The sequence below is a fragment of the Rhodoferax ferrireducens genome (genome assembly GCF_049302455.1).
GTDB classification, from domain to species: domain Bacteria; phylum Pseudomonadota; class Gammaproteobacteria; order Burkholderiales; family Burkholderiaceae_C; genus Rhodoferax; species Rhodoferax ferrireducens_B.
Genome location: NZ_JBAQMD010000006.1, coordinates 22,671 through 33,329 on the forward strand (window position 1 = coordinate 22,671; position 10,659 = coordinate 33,329).

At 59.4% G+C, this 10,659-nt stretch carries 11 protein-coding genes and 1 pseudogene; 9 read left to right on the forward strand and 3 right to left on the reverse strand.

Features of this window, described 5'->3' with window-relative positions; translation table 11 throughout:
* Positions 1-4: 4 nt before the first annotated feature.
* Positions 5-973: a bifunctional riboflavin kinase/FAD synthetase gene (locus WA157_RS00540; protein ID WP_422619080.1), complete on the reverse strand. Its 969-nt coding sequence runs from the start codon at positions 971-973 to the stop codon at positions 5-7.
* 165 nt (positions 974-1,138) lie between these two features.
* On the opposite strand from WA157_RS00540, the gene WA157_RS00545 reads away from it, so the two are divergent.
* From WA157_RS00545 to WA157_RS00555, 3 genes are all read left to right on the forward strand, one after another.
* Positions 1,139-1,696 carry an HNH endonuclease gene (locus tag WA157_RS00545; protein ID WP_422619081.1) on the forward strand — a complete coding sequence of 186 codons (558 nt, stop codon included), beginning with the start codon at positions 1,139-1,141 and terminating at the stop codon, positions 1,694-1,696.
* A gap of 174 nt (positions 1,697-1,870) precedes the next feature.
* Positions 1,871-4,186 carry a DUF1631 domain-containing protein gene (locus tag WA157_RS00550; RefSeq protein ID WP_422619082.1) on the forward strand — a complete coding sequence of 772 codons (2,316 nt, stop codon included), beginning with the start codon at positions 1,871-1,873 and terminating at the stop codon, positions 4,184-4,186.
* A 108-nt stretch (positions 4,187-4,294) separates the two neighbouring features.
* Positions 4,295-5,191: a DNA ligase gene (locus WA157_RS00555; RefSeq protein WP_422619083.1), complete on the forward strand. Its 897-nt coding sequence runs from the start codon at positions 4,295-4,297 to the stop codon at positions 5,189-5,191.
* 23 nt (positions 5,192-5,214) lie between these two features.
* Here the strand turns inward: WA157_RS00555 and WA157_RS00560 are convergent, their stop codons facing one another.
* Both WA157_RS00560 and WA157_RS00565 read right to left on the reverse strand, forming a co-directional pair.
* Positions 5,215-5,424 (reverse strand): dodecin family protein, encoded by a 210-nt coding sequence (locus WA157_RS00560; RefSeq protein WP_422619084.1) that lies wholly within the window; start codon positions 5,422-5,424, stop codon positions 5,215-5,217.
* A gap of 213 nt (positions 5,425-5,637) precedes the next feature.
* Positions 5,638-5,844 carry a hypothetical protein gene (locus WA157_RS00565; protein ID WP_422619085.1) on the reverse strand — a complete coding sequence of 69 codons (207 nt, stop codon included), beginning with the start codon at positions 5,842-5,844 and terminating at the stop codon, positions 5,638-5,640.
* A 245-nt stretch (positions 5,845-6,089) separates the two neighbouring features.
* On the opposite strand from WA157_RS00565, the gene WA157_RS00570 reads away from it, so the two are divergent.
* From WA157_RS00570 to istB, 6 genes and pseudogenes are all read left to right on the forward strand, one after another.
* The gene (locus WA157_RS00570; RefSeq protein ID WP_422619086.1) at positions 6,090-6,434 is read left to right on the forward strand and encodes a c-type cytochrome; all 345 of its coding nucleotides are present in this window, start codon (positions 6,090-6,092) and stop codon (positions 6,432-6,434) included.
* Between the two features lie 257 nt (positions 6,435-6,691).
* On the forward strand, positions 6,692-6,847 hold the full coding sequence (locus WA157_RS00575; protein WP_422619087.1) for a DUF3096 domain-containing protein: 156 nt from the start codon (positions 6,692-6,694) through the stop codon (positions 6,845-6,847).
* Between the two features lie 98 nt (positions 6,848-6,945).
* The gene (locus WA157_RS00580; protein ID WP_422619088.1) at positions 6,946-7,389 is read left to right on the forward strand and encodes a hypothetical protein; all 444 of its coding nucleotides are present in this window, start codon (positions 6,946-6,948) and stop codon (positions 7,387-7,389) included.
* A 268-nt stretch (positions 7,390-7,657) separates the two neighbouring features.
* Positions 7,658-7,852 (forward strand): annotated as a pseudogene (locus WA157_RS00585) (cation:dicarboxylate symporter family transporter); the annotation flags it as partial.
* Between the two features lie 146 nt (positions 7,853-7,998).
* A complete protein-coding gene (istA, locus tag WA157_RS00590) occupies positions 7,999-9,612 on the forward strand; it encodes an IS21 family transposase (protein ID WP_422619089.1) in 1,614 nt (537 codons plus the stop codon).
* Positions 9,613-9,614: 2 nt separating this feature from the next.
* Positions 9,615-10,376, forward strand: a complete 762-nt coding sequence (gene istB / locus WA157_RS00595; RefSeq protein WP_422619093.1) for an IS21-like element helper ATPase IstB — start codon at positions 9,615-9,617, stop codon at positions 10,374-10,376.
* Positions 10,377-10,659: the final 283 nt, after the last annotated feature.

Sequence of the window (10,659 nt, forward strand, 5' to 3'; positions counted from 1 at the left end):
GGCGCTATTTTGAAAAGTACGCACGCGCATCAAGGCAATCCTGTGCGATGCCTGCGGTGAGGGCGTCCAAAGAGTCGTACTTCAGCTCGTCGTGCAGTTTATGGAGAAGTTCTACCCGAACAATTTTACCGTAGGCCCCCTCGGGCCCCAGGGTTTCTGGCCAGTCCAGGCAATGGGTTTCCAGCAGCACCCGGCCACCATTCACATCGCGCGGGTCCAGCGACGGCCGAATGCCCATGTTGGCTACGCCAGCCAGCGGCGCCGGGCTCAGTCCATGCACCAGTACCACAAAAATTCCACTGGCAGCGGGCTTCCAGTGGGCAAAGCGCAGGTTCAGGGTTCTGAAACCCAGCGCCCGACCCAGCTTGCGGCCATGCACCACATGGCCCGAGATCCGATATGGTCGGCCCAACAAGCGGGCCGCATCTTGCAAGCGGCCCTGGCCCAGTGCCTCGCGCACGGCTGAGCTCGACACGCGCAGGCCATGAACTTCGTAGCTGTTCATGCGCGCCACGTCAAAGCCTTGCTGCAGGCCGGCGGCATCGAGCAAAGCATAGTCGCCCGCGCGCTTGGCGCCAAAGCGGAAGTCATCACCCACCAAGACATATTTGGCCCCCAGCCCCTTGACCAGCACCTCGTCGATGAAGGCCTGCGGCGACAGCCCCGCCAGGCGCGCGCCAAACGGCAGAATCACCGTCTGGTCAACGCCGCTCAAGGCCAGGTCGGCCAGCTTGTCGCGCAGGGTGCCGATGCGGGCTGGTGCCAGATCAGGCTGGTGGCTGGCGGCCGCGAAATAGTCGCGCGGATGGGGCTCAAAAGTCATGGCGCAGCTCGGCACCCCGCGCTGCTGGGCCTCGCCTTTGAGCAGTGCCAGCATGGCCTGATGGCCGCGATGCACGCCGTCAAAGTTGCCGATCGTCAGGGCGCAAGCCTGGGCCACGTCGGGATGGTGAAAACCGCGGAAAACCTTCATTGGGACGTTATTGTTTTAATAGCAGACTGCGCACGTCGCTTAAGCGCTGACAGTCAATTTGACACATAAAGGGTATATTGTGTCTTAGAGGCAGGGTAAAGCGTTATTGTCCACTGCCAGAGACGGTTGCATTTCGTGTCAAAGGATTTATCCAGGAGGCGTGTTTTGAAAGTCTTGAAGCTGTCAGCCCAGGGGCTGCCCCAATCGTGGATTTCGCTGGAGCAGGCGGTGATTCATTACGCCGCTGCCGAGGTGCGCTGGGAGATGGGCGCGCAGGTCGCCGTGTTTCATGGCGGGCACAACGCCCTGACCGGCGCGCAGTCCATCATTGCCGTCAACAGCATCATTGGCACCAAGGGCGTGCCCAGCATCAATCCTTTCCATCTCAAGCCGGGCCTGACCAATGCCAAATTGTTCGCGCGTGACCGCCAGCTTTGCGCCTATTGTGGTGAACAGTTTGACGAAGAAACCCTCACTCGCGAGCACATCATCCCGTTCGCACAAAACGGCATCGACACGTGGATGAATGTGGTGACCGCCTGCCGCCCCTGCAACCACCGCAAGAGCCACCGTACCCCCGAGCAGGCGGGTATGCCGCTGTTGTACGCGCCCTATGTGCCCAGCCTGTGGGAAGACTTCATTCTGCGCAACCGCCGCATTCTGGCCGATCAGATGGAGTTTTTGATGGCGCATGTGCCCAGGTCATCTCGGCTACTGGATTGAGCGGCAAGCCGGCCACAAGGGCATTTCCTTGTGTCTAAAATGGCCCGTTGCCCCCCTTGCAACTGAGGGTTGCCAGGGGTGCTACGCGAAGCGCATGAGCGGTCAAGGTGCTTCGGGTTCGTGGTTCGGGCGCTACCCGCCCGGAAATATCAGAGATCGCTTGGCAATACAGTGATGGTCAATCGCCCGTTTTCAGCCTCCGGCCCTGCGGGCCGTGATTTGCGTCGTCCGGCGCGTCACCTTCTGCGCAGCCTGATTGGCAAGACGCTGGCCTTTTTTGTCGAGCATGAAGACGACAACCTGACCCGGGTGCGCGAGCATTTGATGGATTTGCTGGACGCCCGGCCATCGCCGGTTCGGGCCCAAAACCTGCGCTCTGCCCGCCAGTTGCTGCACAAGCAGGCGGACGTTTTCAATCGGGCTTTCCAGGCCGCCCTGCAGACATCGATGGACGAGGAAATGCGCGCGGTATTGCCCGAGGCGCCAGCGTCCGCGGTTGCCAATGACACGCCGGCCGACCCGCTCGATGGCATGACCCTGTCATTGATTGATGTGTGCGAGGTGGAGCGCATTTTGCTGCTGGATCGCGTGGCACAACGTTTCACGGCGCACTACGACACCAGTGTGAGTGCGCTGACCCAGCGGCTGGGGGTGTTGCTGGGGCGGGACGTGGCGGCGCTGTCGAGCAATCCGTTTCGCCCCGAAGTGTTTGTGCGCGCGTTTCTGCTGGCTTGGGAGAACAGCGGGCTTGACAATCAGGCCACTGAGGACCTGATGCTGGCGCTTGACCCGCTGCACAGCATTGATTTGACCCCTTTGTACGCTGACCTGAACGCGATGCTGACGCACGCCGGTATAGCGGCGCAGCCCGCACGTCGCGTCATAAAGTCAGAAGGTGCGGGCTCTTCCCACTTGCCCTTGAGTCCTGCCTCGGTGCATGCACAGCCGCAAGGCGGTGAGATGCGATCGGGCCCGGGCGGCCTGGAACCTGAGCGGACACGCTCGGCATGGGACGCGCTGGCGCCGGCTGGACGCAGCATTGCTTCGCATGCGCGACAGTTTTTACAACGACTGGGCCTGGCTTCGTCGTCCGGGCAGAACGACTCGGGTGACGGTGAGGGCGTGGATTGGACGCCAGCGGATGGCCATGAAACCCGTACCTACCTGGCGTCGGCTGATCCAGAATTTATGGGTTATCTGGGTGACCTGCAAGCCGGTGCGCAGGCCGAGTCGGCCGAACGGATTTTGCCCGGCCAACATCCCGGCGACCACAACGTCCTGCGTCAGATGCGTGATCGCGACGAGGTCCGTCGCGCCCCCGAACTTGATCGAGGCACGGTGGATGCACTGGCCGAAGTATTTGATTTCGTTTTTGCCGATCAGGCCATTCCCGTGCAGATGAAGTTCGTGATTGGCCGCTTGCAGATTCCTGTGCTTAAAGCGGCCATGATTGACCGCGATTTTTTTCTTTCCGCCGATCACCCGGCGCGTCGGCTGGTTGATACGCTGGCGCAGGCGTCCATTGCCTGGGCGCCCGAGAAGGGGGAGGGCGACCCGCTTTATGTGCGCATCGAGAACACGGTCCAACGCGTATTGACCGAGTTTGAAGACGACCTCGCCCTGTTCAGTGAGCTGCTGGCGGAGTTCACCGAATTCCTGTTTGAAACGGAGCAGCAGGCACAAGGGCGGATTGAACCGGCGGTGGACCACGAACGCGTGGGCGAGTCATTTGAGCAGGCATTGGCGCACGCCGACGAGGTGATTCACGCCCGCATTGCGGCGCTGCCGCCAGAGTTGCCGCTGGCGCCTTTTCTGGCACCGTTCCTGACGACCCAATGGCGTGAGGTGCTGGCGCGCGCCTGGCTGAACGTGCAAGCCAGTGCGGCGCCGTGGGACAGTGCCGTGACGTCGATGGACCAGTTGATCTGGTCGACCCAACCGAAAACCCGCATCGAAGAGAGACGTCAGTTGGTGGCGCTGCTGCCCGAACTGGTGCGTCGTCTGAATGCCGGGCTGGACGCGATCGAATGGGTGGGTGAGCCCCGCGCCACCTTCACCCGGCGTCTGATTGCGACCCATATGATGGCCATCCGTATGACGCAAGCAGCGTCGGCGGACAGCGCGTCAGCCGCATTGGAGGCGAGCGCTGGCAAGGAGGCGATGAACGAGCTGGAGCAGCGCCGATCGGGCCAACTGGCCGGTTCAGTGGATGATTTTGATGTCATGGCGCAGTCTTTCACACGTGGGCTGTGGTTCGATTTCATGCTTGACGAACGCACGCAGCATCGCTGCCTTTTGAGTTGGGTCAGCCCCATGCGCACGCGCTTGCTGTTTACCAATCGTGATGGTTTTGATGCCTTCGTACGCTCCGAGCGGGAGGTGGCTGCGCTGCTGCGCCACGGTCGCCTGCATGTCATCGACCAGCAACCCATCGTGTCGCGGGCACTTGACCGCATCATGTCGGAGGGGGAGCGCAAGCAGGTGGCCTGAGCTGGCCAGCCGGGTCGCCCCTGCGGTGCCCATTCAACCGTTCCATAATTGCGCTGCGGTTGATCAGCTGCTGCACTTCTCACAAACCAGTAACCGGGAGAAAAAGCGATGGCCCCTCCATTCATCAGCCGTCCTTTCAGCTGTTTAACGCTGCTCTTGGGTTCGGTGTTTTCCCCTGGGGCGTTCGCTGTGGCGGGCACGACCACGGTCGACACGCAGGACGTAGCCGTATCGCCCCCCGCGCTCATGCTGGCCAGGTACTGGCAGTCAGGTGTTGATCCGGCTGCTTTTCTTGTCAGTGAAAAGCTCGATGGTGTACGTGCGTTTTGGGATGGCCACACCTTGCGTTTTCGCAGCGGTCGGCGCATCGCGGCACCCGACTGGTTCACCTCCGCTTTGCCGGCCACTGCGTTGGATGGCGAGTTGTGGCTGGGGCGAGGCAGTTTTGATCGTCTTTCCGGCATGGTTCGCCGCAGCACGCCGGTCGACGCCGAATGGCGCGAACTGCGCTACATGATTTTTGACCTGCCTGGTGCAAGCGACACTTTTGCCCTGCGCCTCCAGCGCCTGAATCAGGTGGTGGTCGATGCCCGCCAGCCGTGGCTGCAGGGGGTGGTTCAACAGCGCGTGCCGGATGCTGCCGCGCTGCAGGCTTTGTTGCAGCAGACAGTGCAAGATGGCGGCGAAGGACTGGTCCTGCACCGCACCAATGCCCTCTGGTCGCCCGGTCGCAGCGACGCGCTGCTGAAACTCAAACCAATGCCCGACGAAGAGGCGCGTGTGGTGGCGCACTTGCCCGGCAAAGGCCGCAATCAAGGGCGCATGGGCGCCTTGCTGCTGGAGACGTCCGATGGCCAGCGGTTTGCCTTGGGCACAGGCTTTGCAGACGCCCAGCGCGCCGACCCACCCTCGGTGGGATCGTTGGTGACCTACCGCTACCGCGATCGCACCCCCAAGGGCTTGCCGCGTTTTGCCTCGTTCTTAAGGATAAGGGCGCCGGAATAGCTTGCTGACGAGCGGTGCGATGCTTACTTGTCACCGCCGAGCACAAACGTGACCTGCATGTTCACCCGATAGGCCGTGATGCGACCGTCTTCAACGGAGACTTTTTGTTCCTTGATCCATGCACCGCGCACGTTGGAGACGGTATCGCAAGCACGGGTAATACCTTGGTTAATGGCATCCTCAAAACTGATTTTGCTGGTGGCGCTGACTTCAATGACTTTGGCGACGCTCATGACAAGACTCCTTAACGAGGGTTGAATAAGGGTCCATGCTAACCATGGCGGCTGTTTTTCGATGTAGGAATGTATCCCTCAACGCTGTCATCCCCGGGAGCATTTCTTTCATGCCTCTTGAAGAGGAGGAAGCAGCTCGGCGCCGGCTGGAGACGATTCGCTTGCCCGGCATCAAGGCTGGGGCCATTGGCCACCAACTGACGAGCTCGACGGTCAGGAGATTGGGGAATTCGCCTGAATCTGTTCTATCTTTGCCCTTGCCTGATGCAACAGCTCGTTAAGTTCCAGTACCAAGGCGTAGGAATTCCCATGCGTTTCGTTGGCGAGTCGTCGTCCCATTTCCTGGACAACTGCGAGCAATTCTGAAATTTCTTCAACAGTTTCACGTCTCTCTTGCTCTTGTGAGTCATCAGTTTGCATAAGGATAGACCTCCGTGGATTGCGTAATCTTGCTGCCCCGTTTGAGTAACACAGAGGGGCGCTCAATTTGCAATCGTAGACTAATCGACATATGGACGTTTGTCCAGTTCTGCACAAGGGCCAAGTGAGAAGTGTCAGGTTGCCAACGCGTAAAGTCTTGTAAGCAAAATTTGCCGTCGTCATCACATGGCTCTTGCACTGCGTTGAGCATATGAGGCTTATACCTGGCCTCTAAGGAGTTTCAAATGAAGAAGTTTCCCCTGTCCCTCGTTGGTGCCTCTGCGCTGCTGGCGTTCGCCGCCATGCTTCCAGCCCATGCCGCCGTTGATGTGGACGCTGCTCAAGCCTTGTTCAAAAAGAATGAGTGCACCAAGTGCCATTCAGTGGACAAGACCAAATCAGGTCCGGCATTGAAAAAGATCGCACTTAAGTACAAGGGCAAACCAGACGGACAAGAAAAAGTTATCCAGCAAATTACGACTGCACCCAAGGTCAAGACGGAAGATGGAACCGAGGAAGAACACAAGGTTATCAACACCAAGGACCCGGTAGCCCTCAAGAATCTGGCCGACTGGATTTTGTCGCAATAGATTCATTTGCCGAATCCACAAGCAGGATAAGGAAAAACCAGCACTGCGCCTGGCGTGGCAGCCAGTTTTACAGCCATGAGATTCAAAGCGATCTCTACCCTCTTTGCGCCTCAAGGCCTTGTGTCCCATACGCCATCGCCGCAACGGTACAGTAGACGTCTGACTTACTTGGTACGGCAGCGCACAGACCTGCGATGGGGCGCTGTCACATCATGCGGACGTGTGTACTTTTTTGACTCAATAGCATTGGAAATATCATGAACCTTCACCTCGGTCTGACACCCCTGATCTCGCTCATCGCAGGAATTCTCATATTGGTCATGCCCAAGCTCTTGAATTTCATTGTGGCCATTTACCTGATCATGATCGGACTAATTGGCTTGTTTGGTGCCGGGGCGCTTCAGCTCAAATAAAGTCGTCAGAAAGGCTGTGTTGGCGGGCCAGGGCAAGCACGGGCGGAGGTTCGCGGCGGCTGGCCCGCTGGCTATGTGCTCGATCACAGGTATTGACAATGAAAACGCGGATTGTCATTGCCATGTTGTTGGCAACGGCCTGTTTGGCTGCTTGCTCTCATGAGCCAATACCAAAAGCCAGTTTGCAGGTGTGCAACGATGTGATGCGGGACTACGATGCCGCTGTCCGTGGCGGCAACGTCGAGGCGGCTGCGGCCGCCAGGACTCGGGTTCTTCAAGCGTGTTGCAGAAGTTCAGACAGGACACCGACTCTGCAGGAACCCATCTCAATCGGTGCAGAGCGCAAAGCCGCTGCGCCGGTGAAGGCGGCACCTGCGGCCCCAGCGATGGTAATTCCCAGCGCGCCGAGCGTGCTGACGACATGTGATCCAGGTGGCTGCTGGGACAATCTCGGGAACCGCTACAACGGCACGGGCACGACGCTGATTGGTCCCGCTGGAAAACCCTGCATCCGCATCGGTGACTGGATCGAGTGTCGCTGAGCAAGTCATGGATTTTCGCGTGAGGGTTGTCATGGACTTGAGCCAAGAAGCCTTCTGACTGTTGGCTTCAACAAGCTGGGCACAGGTACAACCTGAATGCTTCTTTTTGGAACTAAGGGTAAACCCTACTGTTGAACGCCACAGTTGGCGGGTTAGCGACGGGTCCGTACGATCGGCGACGTTTCCGCCTTGCGGTACGCCGACTGGTTGTGCCCGCGAAGAAGGCGAATGACCAACCTTTTTTATGAACCCGTTCAAGGCCAAAGCCATGTCAAAGACACCCGCGCGCAAGCCACTCTACAAGTCACTTTATGCCCAGGTCATATTCGCCGTCACCATCGGCGTGTTGCTGGGGCACTTCTATCCTCAGTTGGGTACCCAGATGAAACCTTTTGGCGATGGTTTCATCAAGTTGATCAAGATGATCATCGCGCCGATCATCTTCTGTACCGTCCCTGATGGCCACCCAAATTCCCCCACTTGTGGCCACCTCAAATTCCCCCACCCTGAGCGCGGCGTGATGGCTGGTTAAACCTGGCTATTGCACCGCCTGGGTCAATACCCGGCAGGACGTTACCTTAACCCCCTCACTACCCGAGGGAAACCGGATTGAACGTTTTGAAACCACACCTGCAAACAACCCTATCGACTCTGCTGGCGTCCAACACCAGCCACCGCCAGATTGAACGTGTCACCGGAATTGATCGAAAGACCATCCGAACCTATGCCAAACGCATAGAGGAGCGCAAGGAAAAGTCAAATTCCTCCGGGGTGGCCACCGGCACACCCGATCAAATTCCCCCACCCCGGCCACCGGCTGCGGCCAAGTCAACGACCTCCATCTGCGAGCCCCACCGGGAATTTATCGAGGCCCAATTGCGCTTCAAGCGCAACTACACGGCGATTTACCAGGACCTGGTCGACAACCATGGTTTTACCGGCGCCTACAACAGCGTCAAACGCTTCTGCGGTGGCCTGTGCAAACACGAACCCGAGCAATTTGACCGTCTGGAATTCGCCCCCGGCGAAGAAGCCCAGGTCGACTACGGCGAGGGTGCACTCACCCGTGTTCCCGGCTCCGAGCGCTTTCGCAAACCGCGCCTGTTTGTGATGACCTTGCGCTACTCCCGGCGCAGCTTTCGCCGTGTCGTGTGGAAATCCAGTCAGGAAACCTGGGCTCGCCTGCATGAAGAGGCCTGGCGCTACTTTGGAGGTGCTTGCCGCTACGTGGTGCTCGACAATCTCAAGGAGGGTGTCATCAAACCCGACCTGTACGAGCCCAAGCTCAACGCCGTCTACGGCGCCACCCTGAAACACTACGGCGTGGTGGGTGACCCGGCGCGGGTGCGTGACCCCAACCGCAAAGGCACGGTTGAGCACGCCATCGGCCACACCCAGGACACAGCCCTGAAGGGGCGCAGGTTCGAAACCATTGAGGCGCAAAACCAGCACCTCGAACACTGGGAAACCAAGTGGGCCGCCCAGCGCATTCACGGCAGTGAGCGCCGCCAGGTGGAGGCCATGTTCCAGGAGGAGAAACCGCATTTGTTGCCCCTGCCGTTGCTGGGCATGCAATACTTTACCGAGGCGCAGTACACCGTCAACGACGACTCGTGCGTGCGGGTCGATCACAGCAGTTATGCCGCCCGTCCAGCGGCCATTGGCAGCCGGGTGCTGGTGCGCCTGTTTGCGCGTCGCCTGGAAATACGTGAGCTCAAGACGCAAGCCCTGCTGCGCACGCATGACCGTGCCGAGAGACCCGGCACCGTGGTGCTTCCCATGGAGGAGCGCGTCTTCAATCCATCACGTGAGACACAGCGCATTCTGAGCCAGGCCAAGGCCATTGGGGCGGCCACCCACAAGCTGTGCGAGACTCTGTTTGAGCGCGAAGGACGTGTCGGTCAACGCAAGATGTGGGGCATCGTCGGCTTGGTGCGGCGCTATCCCCGCCGACTGATCGAAGCCGCCTGTGAGCGCGCCATGCAAGAGGGTGTCTTCAGCTACGGCCATGTCAAGACCTTGACTGAGCGGCTCATGGAAGATGCGTTGATCCTGCTGGATGCGCCCAACCCAAGCGAGGTATCCCTGACCCAGAGTCATGCCCTGATTCGCGCGGGCGACGACTACGCCAATCTGTTCACCTTGGGCGCTCAGCAAAGCGCCACTCTGGCCTCGACCCAGGCGCCGCACCGAGCACAAAACCAAGTAGGGGCATCACAATGACAATGAGCAAACATGAGATTGAACGCGCCCTCATTGAGCTGCGCCTATCGGGCATGGCGGGCACACTGGACACCCGTGTCCTGCAAGCCCAGGCCAGCGAACAACCCTTCCTCGAAACCTTCTGCATGCTGCTGCAGGATGAACTTGACCGGCGCCGCTCCCGTTTGACCGAACGGCGGTTCAAGCAGTGCGGGCTCGATGAGCGCCTCACACTGGCAGACTTTGATTGGCACTTCAACCCGAAGGTGCCCCGCCAGGCGTGCTTTGAGTTGCACACTTTGAAGTTCATCACCGAGGGGATCAATGGGCTGCTTATTGGCAAGCCCGGCACCGGCAAGAGCCACATCGCCAAAGCTGTCGCCTACCAGGCCACCTTACAGGGCTATGACGTGCGTTACGTGGAGGCTGACAGCGTGTTTGTGCATTACTGCCTGGCCAGCCCGGTTGAGCAGGCTAAATTGCTCAAGGGCATGCTGGAGCCAGATTTGCTGGTGCTCGATGATCTGTTCCTCGCGCGGCGCATCTCGGACGGTGCCGCCGAGTTGCTGCAGATGGTGGTGCACCGGCGCTACAAGCTGCGCCGCGCCATTGTGGTGACCTCCAACCGGATCGTTGAGGATTGGGGCAAATACCTGGGCGACAACACGATGAGCACAACCATTCTGGATCGGTTGATGCACCGCTCGGCCCTGCTGGCGTTTGAGGGCAAGAGTTATCGACTGAAGGAGGCTGCCTCGCGCCTTACCAGTGCCAGCGCCGCGTGAGCAACTCGCCCGCCATGGACAACTGTCCTGCCCACAGGACAAGCCTGTGGACAGCCGGTGCTGCGCACCGGTGCGACAGTTGACCACAGCTCCCCGGCGTTTGCCTTCGGCCTGACGCGCTGCGCTTGCCAAACAGCCGTTTATAAAAACCCCAAAAAAGTCAGGGAGAAATTACCAAGATCGCAGGCCAGCGCCAGTCACACCAAAAGACTGATAATTTAGCCGTCCTGCCTGGGGGAATTTGACTGGCCAAAGGTGGGGGAATTTGAAGTGGCCATCAGGG